We start from the raw sequence: 21,751 nt of genomic DNA, 5'->3' as shown, positions 1-21,751 counted from the left end.
AGTCTTTTCGTAGATGTAGTTTTGAAATGAAAATCGGACTACAGACGACCGAATGGTGACAGCATCATGCCCAGAATTCCAAGAATGGATCCTGCGAGCAGACGGTACAAAATGTAGAGCAACACAACGTTGGCAATAAGGACAGTATACATGCTGTCGATGGCTGACTTCGTACGATTGAGCGGATGTTGGAACAGCACCGCATTCATACCTGCAAAAACAATGACATACGAGACAACCAGAAGGAAGATTGCGATCGGATATGAAATAAAGATAAACAAGTTCGCGAGTACGAGCGCTGCAACAGACGGAACAAGTAGGGTACCATACTGTGCTACTAGCGTTTTCGGACGGAACGTGATTTTTTCGATTTTCAATACAGCGTAGATCAGTACTACAGCCACAATCAGGATGATCGCGGTAAAAAGCAGCGGGCGTATGAATCCAGCAACGAATAAACCACCCATATCTAACCGGCTGAAGGTAAGTAAAAAATATGTAGAGGATAGGATTGCAATGAGAGCCATCGTAATTAATCCGTTCAATGCATGTTGATCGCCGACGGTTTTCATCGTCTGGTAAGGACGGGCTAGGACGCTAAGAAAATAGGATATGTACTGTTTGCTGACTTCTTTGGCTTGCTGCACCTTCTCATTCTGCATGACATTGTTCCACTGATTGGTGTCTCCTGCAGACGAGTGGTCATTCGGGCCGGAATTGTCATAAGTCTGGTCATGAGGTGTTGGAGCAGAAGGTGTTCGGGAGGGAACGGATGAAGAAGGTGCTGCTTGCGTACTGGACCAACGTGTATATTCCGATTCGACAGCAGCAGCTGATTCGTGGTCACGGGGAGCGGTAGAAGAAGATGGGGATTGAGTCAGATCTGTACCACACCTCTCGCAGTAATGTGCATTTCCATTTTCATGATTACATACCGGGCATTTCATAACAGGGGCCTCCAATTTCATATATTAAGTAATATAGACATTTTGTCTCATTTTAACGGTTGGTGCCGAAGTTTGTCTATGTTTACAGCGTAATTAATAACCGTAATTTCCCAAATTAATCGAACGGTGTATCAAAAATGATTTTCCAAGCAACAATATTATAGGAAGTCATCAGGTAGAGAGTTTTCGTTTACAGTGGAATTGGCATATGAATTTCGGTGTTTTTTTGGTCATCGTTCGCTTTTATGTGTTATTTGCATGTTAAGTATATCTTTTGGGTTGCCTCCTACCTCATATTTATGTATAATCAAACGTGTTAACACGTCGAATGTACGGTAGTAAATGATGAAGGTGAATTCATGGAACTGCTGGACAGTAATGAAAGCAAGAAAAAGATGTGCCAGTATTACAACGAAATTTCGAAGGAACTATTCGGCTTCGGTACCACTCTCCTGAGAGTGACCGTGGATCAGAATATTGTGACCTTCTTTGCCAAGCACCGACGTTCGCCACGCTCTGACGCCCTGGAAGGGGAGGCCCCCGGCTTGAAGCTGGAAGTGGACTTCCGCATGTCTGTCTTATATAAGAAGAAATTCCGGGAGAAGCTCGAGCAGCACATGGGTTTGCCAATTGAAGCTGTACTCAGGGATTACGATGCGTCCACACAGTGGGCCATTACGAATATCATTCTGGAACAGGCATAACGTGGATCGACTGGTTCGATTCGGGTCATGCGCGCGTTTCGATTATATCGTCCCCAACAATTTCATATGATGGCGTCTAGTCTTCGGATTGATTCTGAAGCAGAAACCAATGATGTACCGGCAGCGGGTGTCGCTTTCCTTTGTTTACGAAGAAAAGTGTTCTTGTTCTTACAAGAATGCTTTTCTTTTTGTTTTTTTTATACACATCACACATTTCAGGAGGAATTCAGGATCATGATGAAAAAGTGGGTTAGCGGTTTGGCAGCAGTGGCAATGACATCGGTATTACTTGCAGGTTGCGGCAGCAGCACGGATGATGCGACAGGTGGATCAGGCAGCGAGGGAACAGCAGCGAACAAACTGGTGATCTCCACTTGGGGCTTCTCCGAAGATTTCTTCAATGAAGAAGTATTTGGTCCATTCGAAAAAGAACATAATGTTGACATCGTGCTTGAAGTCGGCAACAACGCTGAGCGTCTGAACAAAATCCGTCAAGGTACATCGAATGTCGATGTCATTTACCTCTCCGACTACTATGCACAGCAAGGTATCGATGAAGGTCTGTTTGAGAAAATCGATCGTTCCAAAATTCCGAATGTTAATGATATTTACGATATTGCCAAAGCACCACTTGGCGAAGACTATGGCCCGGCTTACACCGTTGGACAGCTCGGGATTGCCTACAATCCTGACCTCGTCTCCAAAGAAGTGACTTCATGGAGTGATCTGTGGGATCCGGCATTTGAGAATAACCTGACGATCCCAAATATTACAGCAACAGCAGGCCCAATGGTCGTGGATGCAGCTTCCCGTGTATCCGGAAACGATACATTTAATGAAGATGCGGCATTTACGAAACTGAAAGAATTGAGCGGCAATGTTGTTAAATTCTACAGCCAAACGTCCGAGTTCGTGAACATGTTCTCGCAAGAAGAGATTGCAGGCGGACCGATCATGGAAATGTATTTCAAGGATCTGAAGGCAGCTGTGCCCAATGCGAAGTTTGTTGCACCTAGCGAAGGCGCATATGCAGTCATGAATACAATCAACGTGGTGAAAGGCAGCAAAAACAAAGAACTCGCCGAAGAGTTCATTAACTGGCAGCTGAGCCAGGATGTACAAGCGAAGTCTGCCAAAGCCAAAGTGGATTCACCGGTAAACACCAAAGTTGAATTGACTGCAGAAGAAGCAGAAGGCGTGACGTATGGCGCTGACGTGGTTGAGAAGCTGAACAAGCTGGATATGGAATTCGTGAACCAGCAAGCGAAAGCTTGGACGGATCGTTGGAACCGTGAAATTGCACAATAAGAAACATTGGATAGAGCTAGATAGGAACGACAGATAGCGACTTGTCAGAATGAATAACCTTTGCAGCAAGCACGATGAATGGTAAGGAGTGGAGAACGTATGAGTGAGGCGTTACAACGTATCATCCTGGATGTAGATACGGGTATTGATGATGCGCTGGCCATATTGCTGGCCGTCAAGAGCCGGAAGCTGGACATTCTCGGCATTACCACAGTCTGCGGGAACGTATCGCTTCAGCAGGCAACAGATAATACATGCAAGATCCTTGAACTGGCGGATGCGCCTGATATTCCGGTGATGGCTGGAGCGGCCAGTCCGCTCACCCGCCAATCACATTATGAGCATCGGGTACATGGACAGGATGGATTGGGCGGAGCACTGCCTGATCCGGCCGTGTCCAAGCAAGCGGAAGAGGGCTTTGCGCCGGACTATATTATAGAGCAAGCCAAGCTGTATCCCGGTGAACTCACGCTGATTATGACTGCGCCATTGACCAACCTGGCACTTGCCCTGCTGAAGTGTCCAGAACTGCCTTCTTTATTGAAGGAAGTGATCTTCATGGGTGGCGTTGTTCGCGGACATGGCAATATTACACCGACGGCAGAGTACAATACGTACGCTGATCCGGAAGCTGCACGCATTGTTCTGCATGCAGGCATTGAGAAGCTTACGCAGGTTGGCCTGGATGTTACGCGTCAAACGCTGCTGAATGAAGCTACAATTGAACGTCTCATAGATCCTGTGCTGCGCGCGTACGTGTCTCAGAGCACAGAAATTTACATCAACCGTTACGAACAAATGAATGGCATCCGGGCTTGCGCTCTTCATGATCCGCTGGCTGTGGGCGTTGCCCTTGCACCCGAACTGGTAGGACGCAAATCGTATTACGTGGATGTCGAAACGGCCAGCCGCCTGTGCGATGGCCAGATGGTATGCGACTTCCAAAAACGGTTGGGCCAGCAGCCCAACACGCTAGTCTGCGAAACGGTGGACGCGGAAGCGTTCCTTGAACTTTTTATTAACGCATTAAATGCGTAGCTGTGAGCGTTAAATTCGTTTTTTACACGAGAACGAAGTGACAGAAGAAAGCTGGAGAAGCGAAGCGTTCGCCTTTATCCCCGGATTTTAACCTTTAATAAAGGAACAAAAAAATCTGGGGATAACAGCGATCGGAAGATTCTTCTGGCAACGGAGTGACTTAGTGTAAAGTTGTGACTTTAACATGTGAAACAAACCATCTTATAAGTCAGGAGTACCGCGATGAAGAAATCAGTAATCTACTGGCTATTGCTGCCGGGGTTCGTGTTTTTGGCGGCATTTATGATCATTCCGATTGTCCTGACGATCGGATCAACGTTTTTCCAGGAAAACTCCTTCACATTTGAAGGATACATGCACTTTTTCAGAGACCCTTACTTTTTGAAAATATTGCTTACGACGCTGCAGGTCAGCGTGGTCACCACCCTTGTCTGTGTGGTGCTCGGATTCCCGACAGCTTATTATATTTCGCAAAAAGCGCCGCGCCGCAAAGGTATCCTGCTGGCACTGGCCATTTTCCCATTGCTGACAAGCCCGGTTGTACGCTCGTTCAGCTGGATGATCATTCTTGGACGCAAAGGTCTGATCAATAATGCACTGGTTGGCCTGGGCATCGTGGATAAACCGCTGGATATCCTGTACACGCCGGCAGCCATGATGATTGGTCTGACTCACCTGTTCCTGCCGCTCATGATCATCTCCCTGGTCGGTGTGCTTGAGAACATCGACAATGACCTGCTTAAAGCGGCACAAAGTCTGGGAGCTTCCCGTATCACGGCATTCCGCCGGGTCGTATTCCCGCTGGCTGTGCCAGGGCTTGTGATCGGAGCCGTGCTTGTATTTGTCGGAAGCCTCACGGCGTATACGACACCGGCACTTCTTGGAGGCAAGCAGCGCGTTATCGCCACGTTCCTGTATCAAAACGCCATGACCCTTAACGACTGGTATCTGGCCTCGGTCGTTGCCGCAATTATGATTGTCATCACGTTTGTTGTGGTCGGTGTCATGAACAAAATGGCCAAAACTTTAAATCCGAAGGGGTAGACACATATGCGGGAGAAACATATCGGGCTGGGCCTGTTCAGTCTGCTGGTCTTTATCTTTCTGCTGGGCCCGCTTCTGATCATATCGGTCACTTCGTTTGAACCGGGAACGGTACTCAAATTTCCGCCGGAAGGCTTCTCCTTCCGCTGGTACGAAAATATTTTCAACACAGGCGGTTTCCTCCGCACGTTCCAGACATCCATCATCATTTCCCTGCTGGGGAACCTGCTGGCGCTGCTGCTCGGAGTTCCGGCTGCCTATGCACTCAGTCGTTACGATTTCAAAGGCAAGTCTGTGCTGAATGCACTGTTCCTGTCCCCGGTACTCATTCCGGGAATCGTGCTTGGTTTTACATTGATGAAATACCTGATCGTGATCTACCATCTGCCGATGTATCTGGGTCTGCTGATCGGTCATACGATTATCATGCTTCCATTTATCATTCGCGTCATTGCTTCCAGTCTGTCGAGCTTTGACTTTGCCGTGGAAGAAGCTGCACTGAGTCTTGGTGCGGGACGGGTAAGAACGTTCTTCCAGATCGTGCTGCCCAACATTCGTTCGGGGATTCTGGCGGCTGTGCTGATTGCTTTCCTGGAGTCGTTCAACAACGTGGATATCTCCGTGTTCATGACCGGGCCAGGGGTAAGTACACTGCCGATTCAGATGCTGACGTATGTTGAGAACTATTTTGACCCAACAATTGCAGCCATTTCCGTGCTGCTGATGGTACTGACCGGACTTTTAATGTTCGTGATCGAACGGATCATGGGCGGATTTTCATACTTTACTAAACGTTAATTGGAGGCGCAGAACGCTATGGCATTGCTGACATTGGATCGCGTATCGGTGGCTTACGATAACCAGACGATCCTGAAGGATTTTCAATTGGAGCTGGAAAAAGGTAAGCTGCTCTCCCTGCTCGGACCGAGCGGTTGCGGCAAAACAACTACGCTGCGCCTCATCGCCGGATTCCTGGAAGCAACACAGGGCAAGTTTATGTTCGGCGGCAAGGACTATACGAAGGTTCCGGTAAACAAGCGGAACTTCGGATTTGTATTTCAGAGTTATGCGCTATTCCCGCATCTGTCTGTCTATGACAACGTGGCCTTCGGCCTGCGGATGCGCAAGGTGAAAGACAAGGATATCTCTGCACGTGTTATGCGTATTCTGGAAGTGGTGAACCTGAACGGCTTCGAGAAGCGTTTTCCGCAGGAACTGTCCGGTGGACAGCGTCAGCGGGTGGCGATTGCCCGCGCACTCGTAATCGAACCGGATTTGCTGCTGTTTGATGAACCGCTCAGTAACCTCGATGCCAACCTGCGACTGAACATGCGGGTGGAGATCCGCCGGATTCAACAGGAGCTTGGTATTACAACGCTGTATGTCTCCCATGATCAGGAAGAATGTTTCTCGATCTCGGATCAGGTAGCCATCATGAACAAGGGTGTTGTCGAGCAGCTCGATCGCCCGGAGACCATTTTCAAATATCCGGCAACGGAATTTGTAGCCCAATTTATTGGATTCCACAACTTTATTGAGTTTGCAGAACGTAGTGATGCAGGAGATCAGATCTCGCTAAAAGCGGGAGGTCGTTTGTTTACAGCGACAGCCCATCCCGGAACGGCACGTCCCGGCGCTCGCAAAGGCGCAATCCGCCCGGACGATCTGATCGTCAGTGGGGATACGTCAGCGGATTTGGCCAATGCGTTGCCAGGTATCGTGAAGGTGAGTACGTATCTTGGACGCAGCTATCAATATGTGATTGAGACCGAACTCGGTGATTTTACGGCAAACCAGGAGATGGAGACACCGTACCTCAGCGGGCAGCGTGTCAGCCTGATTTTCCCACAGGACAAGCTTGTCCTCGTTGAATAGAAGTCATATTCGTGAATAGCAGCAGGAAGCAGAAACAGAAGCAGCAAAGGCAGCATGCTGCATGATTGGATATGCAGCATGCTCAAAAGAAGGAGATTATGCCCCATGCGTGCAGATCAACTGATTGTGAATGTAAATGTGTATAACAGTTATTATAAACGGTTTGAATTGAATAACGTCGCTGTACTTGACGGCAGATTCATGTATGTCGGACCCGGTGGTCCTGAGCTTATTCAGGCAGACGAAGTGATCGATGCGCGGGGAAGATACATGATTCCTGGCCTGATCGATATTCACCTGCACATTGAGAGTACCATGGTGACGCCGGCTACCTTTTCCCATGGCCTGATCCGCTGCGGAGTAACGTCCATTGTAGCGGAACCGCATGAGATGGCCAACGTGTTCGGACTGGAAGGTGTGCAGGAGATGATGGCTGCGAGTCGGGAGACCATGGTCAACATGTTCTATGCCATCCCGAGCTCCGTTCCGGCAACGCCAATGGAAACAACGGGCGGATCTATTGAGATCAAAGATATGGATGTACTTCTAGCAACCGGAGAGATCATCTGTCTGGGCGAAATCATGAACTACGTGGATGTCATCCGTGACCCGGAATGCAAGACCAACCAGATTCTTCAGCATATTCGCCAAAATTATCCTGATCTCGTGATCGAAGGTCATACACCGAAATTGCTAGGGCTGGATCTGCACCGACTGATCTATGCAGGTGTGGACTCGGATCATACTCATCAGAGCATAGAAGGACTGCAGGCGCGGATTTCAGCAGGCATGTTCATTGAGATCCAGGAGAAATCGATGACCCCTGAGGTTATGGATTACCTGATTCAGCATGATGTGGCCCAGCATTTCTGTTTCGTAACGGATGACGTTATGCCGGACTCCCTCGTGGAACGAGGTCATCTGGATCATATTGTGCGTAAGGCCATTCAGATGGGCATGCGTCCGGAAGATGCCATTTACGCAGCAACGTCTACGCCGGCATCCCGAATGAAAATGACGGATCGGGGCAGCATCGCCCCAGGCAAGGTGGCAGATTACGTTCTCGTATCCAATCTGGAAACATTGGCGATTGATCAAGTGTACAAAAATGGCCGGAAAGCTTATGACGACTACGAACCGTATAAGCAGGAACGGATAACGGGGCAGTTCCCGCCCCATTTCTATAACAGTGTGCAATTGGACATGCTGACAGCAGAGGATTTCACGATTTCATTGAGCGATCCCAAAGTCAGGGATGCCGCTAATCAGGCGGAACAAGATTCATTCAACTGCCGCGTAATGATGGTGAAGGACGGCTCGACCTTCGTGGAAGAACATATCGCAGAGGTTCAGGCAGCGAGTGGTGAGCTTCAGTGGGAAGATAGTGGATACGGACAGATTGCTACCTTTGAACGGTATCGGGTGAACGGCAATCGGGCACATGGTTTGATCGGTGGAGATACGATTAAACGGGGAGCTATCGCGACGACATATTCACATGATAACCACAACCTTCTGGTCGTGGGTCGCAATCGTGAAGATATGATTCTGGCGGCTAACACGGTCATTTCGAGCCAGGGTGGATTCTGTGTGGTAGAGGATGGCAAAGTGCTGTCTCATCTGGAACTGCCAGTAGGCGGCATTTTGACAGAAGAACCGCTCGCGGTTGTGTCTCATCAAGTGAAGGAATTGCGGGCAGCCATGCTCTCCCTTGGTTATGTTCACTATAACCCGATCATGTCGATCAGCACCCATTCCCTTGCAGTGAGCCCTGCGCTGAAAATTACAGATCACGGTTTGATTGATGTGAATGCAGGCAAGGTTGTACCGCTCGTTGTAGAGTGAATGGATAGTTCATTCAATTGAAGAACATGAATTGGTAGGTATACTGTAGAAATAGTGCAGTATATCTACCTTTTTTGCTGTTGGTTTAAGGCGAGATAAACATCGATCTTTCTTTGCCACGTTCAATGTTCATTTTTACTGCTTCTTCATTTTTATGAGCATGACCGCGTGGTACACTGACCTTATTGCACACCCCGTCATCGGGATTAAGACTAACAGATAGCTGGAAGAGGGTTTGGCATCGTAAGTATAATAGGCGTAGACTAGTATAAATGCAGCTACCACGAAAAAAATGAGATTTAGGACTAAGCTATAAATATTATGTTGTTTCTTTTCTTTCGGGTATGTGGAGAATGTCATGCAGTTTGGCTGCCTCCTTGCAGATTTGTTAAAAAGTTATTGTATCATTTATTAAAGTTTGTTCCCATAATATTCTAATATTTTATTGATTTTATGAGTGAAATATAACTCACTTCATTGGAGATAGAGAAGGAGGACCATTATGTTATCCAAAGACCAAACTCAAAAGGCCATATTTTTTGATGTGGATGATACATTGTATGACCACTTGCAGCCCCTTAGAGGAGCATTGCAGGAGGTTCTTGGTCTAGCCGATGATGTTCCTTATGCCGAGGTTTATCACCGATTCCGCTACTACAGCGACTGGTTGTCCGATCAGGAGGGTCTCTCTGCCGTTCCGGAAGCAGAAGCCGTGGAACGGATGCGCAGACGAAGATTTGAACTGACGATGAAGGAGTTCGGGTTACCCTTAATTGAAGGACAGGCTGAAGCACTGCAAGCGCAGTATCTGAGCAGACAGTTTCAGATTCAGCCATTTGATGGTGCATATGATCTAATGAGGAGCCTTATGGCAGACGGACACTTTGTAGGACTTATTACGAATGGTGAGGGGGAACATCAGAGACACAAGCTCGAAGCACTGAATGTGTTTGACCTCGTCCCGGAGGAGCGAATCTTCATCTCGGGAACCCTCGGGTATGCCAAGCCTGATCGGCAATTGTTTGAACATGTGAATAAACAGACAGGCACCGCTGCTCGCTCCAGTTATTATGTCGGGGACTCATGGCGTAATGATGTAGTAGGTGCAGTAAACGCCGGATGGAATGTCATCTGGTTCAACCATCGGAATGCTCTGCCAGAATCCAATCATCAGCCCCATCATGTGGCACGAGATTATAATGAAATAACTCGCATTCTTACATCCGAGTTTGTTCTACAATAAAGAGTGATATGTGTTTTTGCAGCCCTGTTTGCCATATTAAGGTAGGTAACAGGGCTATTTGGATTGTGGAAAATGTGAGGATAATCGCTGCACATCAAGTGAATCCGAGGTATAAATGCTGTGTGTATTCTGACAAGCAGCAAGATCTCACTTTTATAGGAAGATGAAGTGGAACTTCATGGAATCTTCATTTGGAAGAGCAGGCTAAAGCCTTCACAAAGTAGATAGGCGGTGTTATAATTAAAACAAGATTTAGATTAAGTCTAAATTAAAGAAAGCAACAAATATCAGAATTCATTGAATTAAAATCACATTATATTGTATATGAGAGGGGAACCTATCCATGAGCACAATTCAAACATCAATGAACACAATTGCCAACCATACCGCAACATTGCAAGAGGTACTGAACCGCCAAATTGCAGGCTGGTCTGTATTGTATACGAAACTGCACCATTTCCACTGGTATGTTCAAGGACCACATTTCTTCACACTGCACGCCAAATTCGAAGAACTGTATAACCTGGCTACAGCGAATATGGATGAAGTCGCAGAACGCTTGCTTGCTATTGGTGGACGTCCGGTAGCTACGATGTCTGAACAGCTTCGTTTGTCTCCGGTTGATGAGGCACAGGGACAGTTGTCTGCTGAGCGTATGGTAGAGTCGGTGGTTGCCGATCTGGGCACTATGGTAGAAGTGATTGAGCAAGGCATCCATGCAGCAGGAGAAGCAGAGGATAACGCTACGGAAGATATGCTGATTGGATTCACAGCCGCATTGGACAAAGAAATCTGGATGTTAAACGCATTTCTGGGCAAATAAGCTAAGATAACCCGCATCCTGACAACGATATGTAGAGTCCGTGAACAAAGTCCCCGTTCGCTTACAAATCCGGTATGCTTGCCGTATAATAGTGGCATTCGAGATGTACAGATTGGTGGAATGAATGATGCGGACAGACCTGGATCCATTGCAGGGAGAAGCTGAACGGTTTATATATACATGTTATGAAGAGCTGGGCCATTCGCGAGAAGACGCGGAGGCCCGGCTTATTGCTGTCCATCAGGAGATTGAAGATACGGGCACTTATGTGCATACGACCGAAGAACTGGAGCATGGCTGCAAAATGGCATGGCGGAACAGCAACCGCTGTATCGGGCGATTGTTCTGGGACAAGCTGCGGATTGTGGATGCGCGTCATGCAGATACAGCCGGAACTGCTGCGGAGGCCGTGATGAATCACATTCGACTGGCATCCAATGGCGGTAAGATTATCCCGATGATCACGATTCTTCCGCCGAATGGGCCAAGCGGAGCTCCTGTACGGATCTGGAATCACCAGCTTATCCGTTATGCTGGGTACGAGACGGAACAAGGTATCATTGGAGATCCTGCATCCCTGGAACTGACCAAGGCAGCCATGTCACTTGGCTGGCAAGGGGCAGGGGGAGATTATGATGTATTACCGCTCATTATTCAGGCGCAAGGGCAAGCTCCCGAGTGGTATGCTGTACCCCAGGAGGACATTGTCGAAGTGGACATTGAACACCCCGAGCGATCTGAAATTGCCGAACTCGGCATGCGTTGGTACGGTGTACCGATGATTGCGGATATGCGACTTGAGATTGGAGGCATCTCTTATCCGGCTGCGCCGTTTAACGGCTGGTATATGGAGACTGAGATTGGTGCACGTAATCTGGCAGACACCTTCCGCTACAATAAACTGCCTGCAGTGGCGGCAGCACTCGGACTGAACACTTCCAGCGAAACGACGCTATGGAAGGATCGCGCACTCGTTGAATTGAATGTAGCCGTACTGCATTCCTTCAAGAAAGCAGGCGTCAGTATGGTGGATCACCATACGGCGGCGTCGCAATTTGCTTTGTTTGAGCAGCGGGAGGCAAAGGCAGGGCGTGAGCTGACTGGAGACTGGGTTTGGCTGATTCCGCCTGTTTCTCCGGCAACGACGCACATTTTCCACAGCTCCTATCGCAATGAAATCGTGAAGCCAAACTTTTTCCGTCAGGAGTCAGCGTATACACTAGATGGAGAACCATCTGGAGCTGAACCAGAGAATGCTGAACAGCAGCATACGGATGTCAATTACCATCGGCCACAGGCTAGAGATTCATCCCTGAGATGCCCGTTTGCACACTAGATGTGCGAGCGGGCTGTTTTTTGCCTATAGCGCAACATATCGCCTCTTTAATAAGAAGAAAATAAAAGCATAAGGACCGCCCACTCATGTGAGCGGTTTTGTATGTTACCCCTGTTTCGCTCTGTACCTGCTCCGCATCAACGCCTGAACGGCAATAGCAGCAGCGATCAGCACCAGATTGAATACAAACACGGCGTAGAGCGAAACGTACTCTACAAGCAGCGCAGCAATCAGAGGAGAAATGATGGAGCCGATCTCCGCCGCAGAGACGATTTTGCCAATGACCTCGCTTCTGCCTGTATCAGGGATGTGGTCCCCGATATGAGCAAAAAAGGAATCCATGTAACAGGCACCGCCAACCCCGCCAATCAGCATGCCAATGTAAACCCACGTATAAGAAGAGGTACTTAGAAAAACAACCACTTCAATGCCAATCATCAGCATGCCGAGCATGCAGAGCAGCAGTCGATCACCCATGCGGTCGGATAGATAACCGGCTACGGGTGCAGCAGCCAGCGTGGAGATCCCGGCTACGGTAAAAGCCAGGCTCGTCGCAAACGGGTCCCAGTGCATGATATGGGCCGCATAGAGGGCGAAGTATGTCAGAAATACCGCATAGGCACTCATCTCAAGAAAGTGTACCGTACCGTAACCGATTAACTGCTGCCGCTGGGTTAGCCCTATCCGAGAGCCTGCATGGGCATGATCGAGAGCACTGGATGTTGGAGAAGCAGCAGCCGTATCGTCCACAGCAATATCGTATATGGCGGTATCCGTAGCTGCCGCAGGGAGGAGTTTATTCTCATGGGCAGTATTTAATGGAATGTCTGAGTCTGCCCCTGAGTCCGGGTCTTGCATTTGCTCTCGCTCATCATGTTTAATCATCTGTTCAGATTTTGGCTGGGTCTTCATCCCCATAGCAGTTCCCATGGCTATCAGGCAGCATAGTGTAACGAGCAGAAATGGAACCGATAACGGCCAATGCAGGGCAAGCCAGCCGCTAATCACCGGCCCAAGAACCATGCCTCCGCCTTCACTGCTGCTGATATATCCATTGTACAGACCGCGGTTATCCGCATTGCCCCCATCCCCGATGATGGATCGGACAATGACGGTGAGTCCGGTGGAAGCGAGTCCCTGAAGCAGCCGCAGCAGGCCGAACAGAAGTGCAGCAGAAGAGACGGCGAAGCCGCCCATACAGACTGCGAGAATGAACAGCATGACGATTAAGGCCCGTTGACCTCCCAATTTGCGGTAGAGTGCCGCAGCCGGAACCCCTCCAATGACTTTTCCGACATAAAAGAGTGCAAAAATAACCCCCATCATCCAGCCGGACAGGCCGAATTCCTCAATAAATAAAGGAAACAGGGGGAGGATCATGAAACCGCCCATCTGACTAAGAAAACAGATGATCATCAGCAAAGGCAGATTACGGCGAATGTCCACGTTCAGACTCCTTTCCTACGGACTCAGGTAAGCTCAAACCCCCTCCAATCGCTTTATAGATATGCGTAGATATCGACATATAAACGTAATGTATGCAGGATTTGTGAAAATAAGAAGAAAAGACATACTGCGTTTACATCAAAACCATTGCGGATATAGCTGAATCATATATAATAGATGGGATTTGTAATAAAAAATGTGTTATAGAAAATGTACAAAGTGTACCTCAAGTTTAAGGGGGCGAGATGAAACATGTCAGATCAACAACCAATTATCCGGTTCGACCGGGTGACCCAGCAATACGATCAGGATGAAGCCGTATTGAAGGAAGTCAGCTTTGAGATTGAGCGGGGTAAATTTTATACGCTGCTTGGCCCTTCGGGCTGCGGCAAAACAACGATATTGCGGCTGATCGCCGGCTTTGCGGAGCCGACTCAGGGCAGCATTTATTTTAACGGAGCATTGATCAACCGTGTCCCTGCCCATCAGCGCCAGGTTAATACCGTATTTCAGGATTATGCTTTATTTCCGCATTTGAATGTATTTGAGAACGTGGCTTTCGGTTTGCGGATCAAAAAGATGAAAACGGCTGAAATACGCAGCAAAGTGTTGGAAGCCCTCAAATTCGTCAACCTGTCCGGGTATGAAAACCGCGAGATTGGCGAAATGTCCGGTGGACAGCGTCAGCGGGTCGCCATTGCACGTGCGATTGTCAATGAGCCTGAGATCCTGCTGCTGGACGAGCCGTTGTCCGCACTCGATCTAAAGCTCCGGACCGAAATGCAGTATGAGCTGCGTGAGCTGCAGCAGCGTCTGGGCATTACGTTTATTTTCGTTACGCATGACCAGGAGGAAGCACTGGCCATGTCGGATGAGATTTTCGTTCTAAACGGCGGCGTGATTCAGCAGAGCGGTACGCCGAATGACATCTATGATGAACCGATTAACCGTTTTGTGGCGGACTTTATCGGTGAATCGAACATCGTATCTGGCAAGATGAAGCAGGACTTCGTGGTGGAATTCGCTGGTGCACAGTATGAATGTGTCGACCAGGGATTGCAGCCGAACGAGCCTGTTGAGATCGTGATCCGTCCGGAGGATCTGGAGATTACGACCGAGGATCAGGGCAAGCTGAAGGTCAATGTTGACTCCCAGCTGTTCCGCGGGGTGCATTACGAGATTTCCAGTTATGACGATGCAGGGAACGAATGGCTGGTGCATTCCACGAAGAAAGCTGTCGTGGGCGAACGTATCGGGCTGTATTTTGATCCGGAAGCCATTCACGTCATGCGCTTCAACGAGACCGAAGAGGAATTCGACAAACGACTTGAAGCCTACCAAGAGGCCGTCCATGCAGAGTAAGGCGAGTACACGCAATGCGTATCTGATTCCATATGTATTATGGATGGTGCTGTTCGTTGTCGCTCCGGTACTGCTGGTTGTCTATTATTCGTTCTTTGATGTAGAGGGCAATTTCACATTTGGCAACTATGCCCGGTTTTTCACGCCCGTATATATGCAGATGACACTGAGTTCATTCTGGTATGCCCTGCTAATCACGGTGTTTGCCCTGTTGGTTTCGTACCCGACGGCCTACTTGCTGACCCGGACGAAGCACAAGCAGCTGTGGCTGCTGCTTATTATTTTGCCTAGCTGGATTAATCTGTTGTTAAAAGCCTATGCCTTCATCGGCCTGTTCGGAACATATGGCTTGACCAATTCCTTGCTTGAAGTGATTGGCATTGGATCACAGCAGATCTTGTTCACCGATTTCAGCTTTATCTTCGTATCCGTGTACATCTTCATCCCGTTCATGATTCTGCCGATCTTCAATGCGCTGGAAGAGATGAATCCTTCGCTGATCTACGCGGCGCGGGATCTCGGGGCTTCATCCTGGCTGACGTTTCGCCGGGTCATCTTCCCCTTGACGCTCACTGGAGTCAAATCGGGATGTCAGGCGGTATTTATCCCTGCGTTGTCGCTGTTCATGATCACCCGCCTTATCGCGGGTAACCGGGTTATTACGCTGGGAACAGCCATTGAACAGCATTTCCTCGTCACCCAGGACTGGGGGATGGGGTCGACGATTGCTGTCTTTTTGATTATTGCGATGGCGATCATTATGTTTCTGACCGGATCAGGGAAGAAGGAGGTGCGTAATGGGAAGAAACGGAAAGCTGTCTAACGTTTATCTGGCTGTCGTCTTTGCGATCCTGTACGCACCAATTGCGTACCTGATCTTCTATTCCTTCAACAGCGGCGGTCACATGCGTAATTTCGCAGGATTCACACTGGAATGGTACAGGGAGGTATTTGCCGATACCCGGCTGCTGATCATTGTACTCAATACCTTTATTATCGCGCTGCTGTCATCGGCCATCTCGACGATTCTTGGCGTGGCAGGTGCGCTCGCGATCTATCATGTGCGGCGTAAACGGACAAAGAATACGCTGCTATCTCTCAATAACGTATTGATCGTAAGCCCGGATGTCATCATCGGTGCATCTTTCCTGATTTTGTTTACCATGATCGGGATCAAGCTGGGCTTCACATCGGTCCTGCTGTCCCATATCGCGTTCAGCGTGCCGATTGTTGTCATCATGGTGCTGCCAAAACTGCAGGAAATGAGCCCAACGCTGATGGATGCGGCACGCGATCTGGGCGCAGGCTCATGGCAGATCCTCACACGTGTAGTACTGCCATACGTTAAACCGGGGATTTTTGCCGGGTTCTTCATGGCACTGACGTATTCCCTGGATGACTTCGCGGTAACATTCTTTGTAACGGGGAACGGGTACTCGACGCTATCCGTAGAGATCTATTCCCGGGCGAGACAGGGTGTATCGCTGTCCATTAATGCGCTGTCGACACTGCTCTTCCTGCTGACGGTGCTGCTGGTTATTGGTTATTACTTCATTAACCGCCGCGCTGCACGGACACCTGCCGGAAGGGGGCTGCGTCCATGAAGCAACTGGTACGGACATTTGCGATTGTCTTTGTGGCAGCCTTTGCCCTGATGATCCTGGCTTCCTATCTCAACAAGAGTCAGGGATACTCGGGCGGCAATACGCTGACCATCTACAACTGGGGCGATTATATTGACCCGGATCTGCTGACGGAGTTTGAAGAGGAGACAGGCATCAAGGTCATCTACCAGACGTTTGACTCCAATGAAGCGATGCTCACCAAGATTGAGCAGGGCGGAACAACCTTTGACGTAGCGATTCCTTCTGAATATGCGATTAGTAAAATGAAAGAAGAGAACCTGCTCGTTCCACTTGATCACAGCAAATTAACCAACCTGCACAATATAGATTCGGATTTCCTAAACTTGTCCTTTGACGAAGGCAATCAGTATTCGATTCCGTACTTCTGGGGAACGGTGGGGATTGTCTACAATCCTGAGCTGGTTGACGGATTGACGTTTGAGAGCTGGGATGACCTGTGGGACCCACGTCTGAAAAATCAAATCCTGCTGCTGGATGGTGCCCGTGAAGTCATGGGGATGGGACTGAACAGTCTGCATTATTCCCTGAATGACACCAATGAAGACCATCTGCAGGAGGCGCTGGCGAAACTGTCTACCCTGACGCCTAACGTCAGAGCCATCGTTGGTGATGAGATCAAAATGCTGCTGGCCAATGAAGAAGCGGCGGTTGGACTCGTCTGGTCCGGAGACGCTTCGGAGATTATGGATGAGAACGACAAGCTCGATTACGTGGTTCCTGAGGAGGGATCGAACCTCTGGTTCGATAATATGGTCATTCCGAAGACGGCAAGCAATATTGAAGGAGCACATCAGTTTATCAACTTTATGCTGGACCCGGATCATGCTGCACGTAATGCCGAATATGTCGGATACTCCACACCGAACGCCGAGGCGCTCAAGCTGCTGCCAGAGGATATCTCCAGTGATGAGCGGTTCTATCCGGATGATTCACTGACAAGCAAGCTGGAAGTGTACGATAATCTGGGTAAAAAAATGCTTTCGCATTATAACGACCTGTTCCTTGAGTTTAAAATGCACAGCAAATAACAGCTGATCGGCCATAACAGACGGCGCACGAGCTGCATACTAGGCTGTATCACACCTGCATATATGCTTTTAAATCAAAATCCCCTGAATCCATTTAAAGGATCAGGGGATTTTTCTTCTGACTACCTGCACTCCAAGCAAACAGCTCAGGTGTTGTCATAACGGGGTTTACACGGAACGGAGAGGACAGACAAACTGTAGAAGCGAAGCGTGCGCCTAAAAGCTTTCTGAAAGAAAGCTACTTCGGAAGCATAAGCTATTCCCGGATTTCTCCCTGTCAAGGGGGAATCAAGGAAATCCGGGAATACAGCGATCGAAAGTTGTCTGTCCTCGGAGTGGTTTAGTGTAAACGATATTTGGCCTACATGTTTCTTTTGCGACCCACAATTAACCAAGCCCCGCCCATAATCAGCACAATCGCCACGAACGGCTGAATAAAGGACATGCTGCTCAGCATCGAACCGATGGACATAACCGTGAAGAACAGCAGCGAGATCACCGTCAGGATGTTGATGGGGATGAGCAGCCACTTGTTTCGTCCGCCAAACCAGTACAATTCAAACAAACCTACAGCAACGGCAAGGATAAAACCAGGCCACATGGTGCTCCAGTTACCAAAGAGCATGGCGATCTGGCTAACTACGCCGGCAGTCAGCAAAATACCGCCCGGTACAAGCAAGCCAACCCCTCTGCCAATCATGGAGAAGTACAGCCAGTGGAAGAACAGGCCGAGCGGAATTACGAACAGGGTAGGCCAGAAGTTGGCGAAGATTGTACCCGGACCGAGTGAACCTCCCTGGTTCAGGATCAGGTACACGCCCAGCAAAATGAGTACAGGCGCCAGGATCGTACGTTTAGCCATGATATCTCTCCTTTTCATCGTTTCATTAGAGTCATTCCGAACAGACATGAAGTCTTTTTTCTCGATACACACAGCATACCATGAATTGGAATTATCCATCCTCAGTCTTTGGCGTTAAAAAGAACCTAGACTTAAGTCTAGGTAGGGACCACATGGTGACTTTCATCATCAGGCCTTAACCCGTGTGCATTCTACAACAGGCGGCCTGTTAGGGATTCAGGTAAGCCCGGTATTGCCCGGGCGTCTGTCCGGTCCACTTTTTGAAAGCATTCTGAAATGCACTTTGCTCGGAAAAATGAAGGGCATAGGCAATTTCACCGACTGAATACTGTCCCTCCCGCAAAAAATTTAGGGCAAGCTCCTTCCGTACCTGAACGGAGATCTCATGGTACGTCGTACCTTCTTCACGCAACCTGCTTTGAAGTGTGCGAATGCTCACGCCGAGATGTTCTGCGGTGTGTTGTAATGTGGGAAAGGAGGCAGGAAGGCTGTCGATTAGCCAGCGGCTGACCTTGCCAGAGAACGTATGAGAAGGCTGCAGCAGATCCTTGCTTTTCTCGGCCATCGTTTCAAACACCTGCAGCATCTTGGCATCCGAATAGAGAACAGGCTGACTGAGAATGTCTTTGGGCAGACGCAGCAGATTATGGTCATCACCGAATTGGGGAGCTACGCCGAACATGTCAATGTATGGGCTGAGATTTCCCGTATTATCCGGAGCCTCATGGCTAAAATGAACCTCCTTTACCACCACCGGGCGATTTGCCAGTTTGCGGATAAGATACAAGACGGATACGGACATGTCTTCCACACAATGACGGGACATCTGCTGCGGCGATTGCAAAAACAGACGGAGAACCACATCCTGACCATCTATTTCCCAATCCAGATTAAATCCGCTGTACAGAATGATGTTATACCGTTGATATGCAGCGAGGGCGTCACCGATCGTTTGGGAATGCATCATCACGTATCCGAGAATACCCAGGTCCGCAAAGTCGAGAAGTAAGCCTTGATGTAAGCCGAAGTACAGATCATTTGAGTATGAAGAAGCCTTTTGTAACATTTGTTCCAGTTCTTCGACCGGTATTCGGGCTTCAGTATGCTGCAATACAGCCGGGTCAAAACCGGCGAATTTGAAAAATTCTTCGACCTCATATCCCTGATGAACAAGGTTTTTCATGATGGGATACAGCAAAGAAATGGATACTCCAATATTGTGATTGTTCATGTACCTCCATTTGCGCGAATGAGCAATATTTTCGGCGCCCTCGATCATTTGTTTAGATGGAATGTCACCTTATGATAAGGATATGCCTGCTTCTTCGGCTTTCATTTATTATACAGGAGGAACCCAAGTATGAAATCCAATATTTTGGTGATTAATGGCCATCCTGATCCAGAGAGTTATTGTAGAGCTCTATCCGATGCTTATATCCAAGGGGCACGGAAATCCGGCAGTGATGTAAACTTTATTGATTTGAGCCATATCGAGTTTAATCCAAACCTCAAATACGGTTATCGTAAGCGGACGGAACTTGAGGATGATCTGGTCAAAGCCCAGGAATTGATCCGTCAAGCCGATCATCTAGTGTTTGTATATCCTTTGTGGTGGGGAGCAATGCCGGCTGTTCTGAAAGGATTTTTCGACCGTGTATTCCTGCCGGGGTTTGCCATGAGGTATCGGGAAGGCTCGCCCCTGTGGGACAAATTATTAAAAGGGAAGTCCGCGCAGCTCATCGTAACGATGGATACACCCCGCTGGTATTACCGTTTGATGTACAGGCAAGCCGGGCACCGGGTCATGAGTTCAAATATTTTAAAATTTTCCGGTGTATCCCCGGTCCGCGTTACGGAGATTAGTCCGATCAAGGGATCTACCGAAGCATTCCGGCTAAAATGGCTGAGGAAAATCGAGGAAATGGGGAGTAAACAAGGAAAGAGATGATAAGGCACCTACCCCGGTGATAGGCACTAATTCTAATAGTTCAATTGAAGTTCCTGAATCCGAAGGCAAGGTTGAAGATTGTTCGTTGAACACGCAGCAAGCCCACTCCTCCTGGAGTGGGCTTGGTCGGTTTTGTTATACATTGAAAAGCAGGTTATTTTACGACATCCGAGTGTTTCTTGCCCCAGCTTTTTACCCCATCATCTTCGATAATGGAAATGGCTGCATCGGCGATGTCCGGATTGGTCATCAATTTCTCTTGAACACGGAACTTGATATCGTCAGCATCGGCCAGAGACAGTCCTTTGGTCAGCTCAATCAATCCCTCAACATGGTAATAACGACCTTCCTGGATAATGCGCATCATCTGGATATCCGCCACATGGGAGTCTGCCAGGATGGTCTGGGACACTTTGTCCTCAATATCCTGTGGTGCAGCTACCCCAATGAGTCCAATCATATTGTCATATCCGACTCGGAAAGCTACGGCAATCATCAGACAGCCGATCAGGGTAGTCACAATGCCATCCAGCAATGCGAAGTTGGTCAACGCAATGACAACGACAGAGATCAGGGCGAGCGTTGCCCCGAGTACAGCTACCACGTCTTCGTAGAACACCAGTCGTGTTGGTGGTGCAGCACGTCCGACGTTTTTGATCGCTGCAGGAACTAGGGCGAAACCTGACGCCTTGGGCGCACGTGCTTCCACAAGAATTTCTTTCATGGCTTTGATCAGGATGGCGCCGTCAATCACAATGTTCAAGACGAGCACACCGATGTTGATCCAGAGGCCGCCTGAATGACCAGCAGGATGCTGCAGCAGGTGAATTCCTTCATGGATGGTTTCGTAGGCCATAATCGTAACGACGATAACGGCAATCATGCAGAAAATGTTGATGACCCGTCCGAATCCGGTCGGGAAGCGGCGTGTTGGTTTTTTCTCGGACAGTACACTGCCGACGAAGACGAATCCCTGATTGATGGCATCAGCGAGCGAGTGCATGGCTGAGGCAAACATGGCCCCGCTGCCGCTGAATAAAAAGGCTCCTCCTTTGCACAAGGCAAGGACGGCATTACCTGCCATAGCTACGGCCGAGGACGTATTTCCTTTTTTGACGAGAGACATAAAGCTCTCTGACTTTGCTTGATCAGCCACGTTGATTGTTCCTCCCAGAAGATTTGATAGGTGTAAAATACAAGCTTCTTAGTTACATTTTGTGCATTTCCACTAAATGTTATTATAACCCGCTTTACATATCCCAGCATTATGCAAAAAAGGTCATATTATTATATGGA

General features: G+C 48.6%; 20 protein-coding genes. 15 read left to right on the top strand and 5 right to left on the bottom strand.

The window, feature by feature from the left end; genetic code table 11:
* Window positions 1-38 precede the first annotated feature (38 nt).
* Window positions 39-947 carry a hypothetical protein gene (locus AC3RCI_RS27600; RefSeq protein ID WP_492527084.1) on the bottom strand — a complete coding sequence of 303 codons (909 nt, stop codon included), beginning with the start codon at window positions 945-947 and terminating at the stop codon, window positions 39-41.
* Window positions 948-1,306: 359 nt separating this feature from the next.
* Between AC3RCI_RS27600 and AC3RCI_RS27595 the strand changes: the two genes are divergently transcribed.
* The 10 genes from AC3RCI_RS27595 to AC3RCI_RS27550 all read left to right on the top strand — a co-directional run bounded on the left by AC3RCI_RS27595 (window position 1,307) and on the right by AC3RCI_RS27550 (window position 12,163).
* Complete coding sequence (locus AC3RCI_RS27595) at window positions 1,307-1,651, top strand: Na-translocating system protein MpsC family protein (protein ID WP_095290982.1); 345 nt, start codon at window positions 1,307-1,309, stop codon at window positions 1,649-1,651.
* Window positions 1,652-1,888: 237 nt separating this feature from the next.
* Entirely contained in the window at window positions 1,889-2,959 is a 1,071-nt protein-coding gene (locus tag AC3RCI_RS27590) for an ABC transporter substrate-binding protein (protein WP_492530029.1), read from the top strand.
* A gap of 99 nt (window positions 2,960-3,058) precedes the next feature.
* Complete coding sequence (locus tag AC3RCI_RS27585; protein WP_492527083.1) at window positions 3,059-3,997, top strand: nucleoside hydrolase; 939 nt, start codon at window positions 3,059-3,061, stop codon at window positions 3,995-3,997.
* Between the two features lie 222 nt (window positions 3,998-4,219).
* Window positions 4,220-5,041 (top strand): ABC transporter permease, encoded by an 822-nt coding sequence (locus tag AC3RCI_RS27580; RefSeq protein WP_095290986.1) that lies wholly within the window; start codon window positions 4,220-4,222, stop codon window positions 5,039-5,041.
* Window positions 5,042-5,047: 6 nt separating this feature from the next.
* Window positions 5,048-5,839 (top strand): ABC transporter permease, encoded by a 792-nt coding sequence (locus tag AC3RCI_RS27575; RefSeq protein ID WP_095360095.1) that lies wholly within the window; start codon window positions 5,048-5,050, stop codon window positions 5,837-5,839.
* 18 nt (window positions 5,840-5,857) lie between these two features.
* Complete coding sequence (locus tag AC3RCI_RS27570) at window positions 5,858-6,916, top strand: ABC transporter ATP-binding protein (protein ID WP_095290989.1); 1,059 nt, start codon at window positions 5,858-5,860, stop codon at window positions 6,914-6,916.
* 105 nt (window positions 6,917-7,021) lie between these two features.
* Entirely contained in the window at window positions 7,022-8,761 is a 1,740-nt protein-coding gene (locus AC3RCI_RS27565) for an adenine deaminase (protein WP_492471281.1), read from the top strand.
* A gap of 502 nt (window positions 8,762-9,263) precedes the next feature.
* Window positions 9,264-10,004, top strand: coding sequence for an HAD family hydrolase (locus tag AC3RCI_RS27560; protein ID WP_492527082.1), 741 nt, complete (start codon window positions 9,264-9,266; stop codon window positions 10,002-10,004).
* 343 nt (window positions 10,005-10,347) lie between these two features.
* Entirely contained in the window at window positions 10,348-10,827 is a 480-nt protein-coding gene (locus AC3RCI_RS27555; RefSeq protein WP_492527081.1) for a Dps family protein, read from the top strand.
* 127 nt (window positions 10,828-10,954) lie between these two features.
* A complete protein-coding gene (locus tag AC3RCI_RS27550) occupies window positions 10,955-12,163 on the top strand; it encodes a nitric oxide synthase oxygenase (protein ID WP_492530027.1) in 1,209 nt (402 codons plus the stop codon).
* Window positions 12,164-12,268: 105 nt separating this feature from the next.
* Here the strand turns inward: AC3RCI_RS27550 and AC3RCI_RS27545 are convergent, their stop codons facing one another.
* The gene (locus AC3RCI_RS27545) at window positions 12,269-13,609 is read right to left on the bottom strand and encodes an MFS transporter (RefSeq protein ID WP_492527080.1); all 1,341 of its coding nucleotides are present in this window, start codon (window positions 13,607-13,609) and stop codon (window positions 12,269-12,271) included.
* Window positions 13,610-13,861: 252 nt separating this feature from the next.
* On the opposite strand from AC3RCI_RS27545, the gene AC3RCI_RS27540 reads away from it, so the two are divergent.
* The 4 genes from AC3RCI_RS27540 to AC3RCI_RS27525 are packed head-to-tail and all read left to right on the top strand — an operon-like array spanning window position 13,862 to window position 17,645.
* Window positions 13,862-14,971 carry an ABC transporter ATP-binding protein gene (locus AC3RCI_RS27540; protein WP_127537357.1) on the top strand — a complete coding sequence of 370 codons (1,110 nt, stop codon included), beginning with the start codon at window positions 13,862-13,864 and terminating at the stop codon, window positions 14,969-14,971.
* Complete coding sequence (locus AC3RCI_RS27535) at window positions 14,961-15,794, top strand: ABC transporter permease (protein ID WP_095360087.1); 834 nt, start codon at window positions 14,961-14,963, stop codon at window positions 15,792-15,794. Before AC3RCI_RS27540 ends, AC3RCI_RS27535 begins: the two co-directional genes overlap by 11 nt.
* Window positions 15,769-16,575, top strand: coding sequence for an ABC transporter permease (locus AC3RCI_RS27530; RefSeq protein WP_492527079.1), 807 nt, complete (start codon window positions 15,769-15,771; stop codon window positions 16,573-16,575). Before AC3RCI_RS27535 ends, AC3RCI_RS27530 begins: the two co-directional genes overlap by 26 nt.
* Window positions 16,572-17,645: an ABC transporter substrate-binding protein gene (locus AC3RCI_RS27525; RefSeq protein ID WP_492527078.1), complete on the top strand. Its 1,074-nt coding sequence runs from the start codon at window positions 16,572-16,574 to the stop codon at window positions 17,643-17,645. Before AC3RCI_RS27530 ends, AC3RCI_RS27525 begins: the two co-directional genes overlap by 4 nt.
* A gap of 361 nt (window positions 17,646-18,006) precedes the next feature.
* Here AC3RCI_RS27525 and AC3RCI_RS27520 read toward each other — a convergent pair whose 3' ends face one another.
* Together AC3RCI_RS27520 and AC3RCI_RS27515 are read right to left on the bottom strand one after the other, a co-directional pair.
* Window positions 18,007-18,507 (bottom strand): hypothetical protein, encoded by a 501-nt coding sequence (locus AC3RCI_RS27520; protein WP_127537354.1) that lies wholly within the window; start codon window positions 18,505-18,507, stop codon window positions 18,007-18,009.
* A 208-nt stretch (window positions 18,508-18,715) separates the two neighbouring features.
* A complete protein-coding gene (locus tag AC3RCI_RS27515; RefSeq protein ID WP_492527077.1) occupies window positions 18,716-19,738 on the bottom strand; it encodes an AraC family transcriptional regulator in 1,023 nt (340 codons plus the stop codon).
* Between the two features lie 129 nt (window positions 19,739-19,867).
* On the opposite strand from AC3RCI_RS27515, the gene AC3RCI_RS27510 reads away from it, so the two are divergent.
* Complete coding sequence (locus tag AC3RCI_RS27510; RefSeq protein ID WP_492527076.1) at window positions 19,868-20,455, top strand: NAD(P)H-dependent oxidoreductase; 588 nt, start codon at window positions 19,868-19,870, stop codon at window positions 20,453-20,455.
* Between the two features lie 154 nt (window positions 20,456-20,609).
* On the opposite strand, the gene AC3RCI_RS27505 is transcribed toward AC3RCI_RS27510, so the two are convergent.
* Entirely contained in the window at window positions 20,610-21,581 is a 972-nt protein-coding gene (locus tag AC3RCI_RS27505; RefSeq protein ID WP_127537633.1) for a cation diffusion facilitator family transporter, read from the bottom strand.
* Window positions 21,582-21,751 lie beyond the last annotated feature (170 nt).

The organism is Paenibacillus sp. MT124 (assembly GCF_058792755.1).
The sequence above is the reverse complement of the archived record's forward strand: the minus strand, read 5'-3'. Positions and strand labels throughout refer to the sequence as shown.

Excerpts from the sequence above, each read along its gene's own strand:
- AC3RCI_RS27590 (WP_492530029.1), top strand. The coding sequence starts at position 1,889 with ATGAAAAAGTGGGTTAGCGGTTTGGCAGCAGTGGCAATGACATCGGTA.
- AC3RCI_RS27585 (WP_492527083.1), top strand. The coding sequence starts at position 3,059 with ATGAGTGAGGCGTTACAACGTATCATCCTGGATGTAGATACGGGTATT.
- AC3RCI_RS27515 (WP_492527077.1), bottom strand. The coding sequence starts at position 19,738 with ATGAACAATCACAATATTGGAGTATCCATTTCTTTGCTGTATCCCATC.
- AC3RCI_RS27535 (WP_095360087.1), top strand. The coding sequence starts at position 14,961 with ATGCAGAGTAAGGCGAGTACACGCAATGCGTATCTGATTCCATATGTA.
- AC3RCI_RS27510 (WP_492527076.1), top strand. The coding sequence starts at position 19,868 with ATGAAATCCAATATTTTGGTGATTAATGGCCATCCTGATCCAGAGAGT.
- AC3RCI_RS27550 (WP_492530027.1), top strand. The coding sequence starts at position 10,955 with ATGCGGACAGACCTGGATCCATTGCAGGGAGAAGCTGAACGGTTTATA.
- AC3RCI_RS27560 (WP_492527082.1), top strand. The coding sequence starts at position 9,264 with ATGTTATCCAAAGACCAAACTCAAAAGGCCATATTTTTTGATGTGGAT.
- AC3RCI_RS27565 (WP_492471281.1), top strand. The coding sequence starts at position 7,022 with ATGCGTGCAGATCAACTGATTGTGAATGTAAATGTGTATAACAGTTAT.
- AC3RCI_RS27520 (WP_127537354.1), bottom strand. The coding sequence starts at position 18,507 with ATGGCTAAACGTACGATCCTGGCGCCTGTACTCATTTTGCTGGGCGTG.
- AC3RCI_RS27575 (WP_095360095.1), top strand. The coding sequence starts at position 5,048 with ATGCGGGAGAAACATATCGGGCTGGGCCTGTTCAGTCTGCTGGTCTTT.
- AC3RCI_RS27555 (WP_492527081.1), top strand. The coding sequence starts at position 10,348 with ATGAGCACAATTCAAACATCAATGAACACAATTGCCAACCATACCGCA.
- AC3RCI_RS27530 (WP_492527079.1), top strand. The coding sequence starts at position 15,769 with ATGGGAAGAAACGGAAAGCTGTCTAACGTTTATCTGGCTGTCGTCTTT.
- AC3RCI_RS27580 (WP_095290986.1), top strand. The coding sequence starts at position 4,220 with ATGAAGAAATCAGTAATCTACTGGCTATTGCTGCCGGGGTTCGTGTTT.
- AC3RCI_RS27540 (WP_127537357.1), top strand. The coding sequence starts at position 13,862 with ATGTCAGATCAACAACCAATTATCCGGTTCGACCGGGTGACCCAGCAA.
- AC3RCI_RS27600 (WP_492527084.1), bottom strand. The coding sequence starts at position 947 with ATGAAATGCCCGGTATGTAATCATGAAAATGGAAATGCACATTACTGC.
- AC3RCI_RS27595 (WP_095290982.1), top strand. The coding sequence starts at position 1,307 with ATGGAACTGCTGGACAGTAATGAAAGCAAGAAAAAGATGTGCCAGTAT.
- AC3RCI_RS27570 (WP_095290989.1), top strand. The coding sequence starts at position 5,858 with ATGGCATTGCTGACATTGGATCGCGTATCGGTGGCTTACGATAACCAG.
- AC3RCI_RS27505 (WP_127537633.1), bottom strand. The coding sequence starts at position 21,581 with ATGTCTCTCGTCAAAAAAGGAAATACGTCCTCGGCCGTAGCTATGGCA.
- AC3RCI_RS27525 (WP_492527078.1), top strand. The coding sequence starts at position 16,572 with ATGAAGCAACTGGTACGGACATTTGCGATTGTCTTTGTGGCAGCCTTT.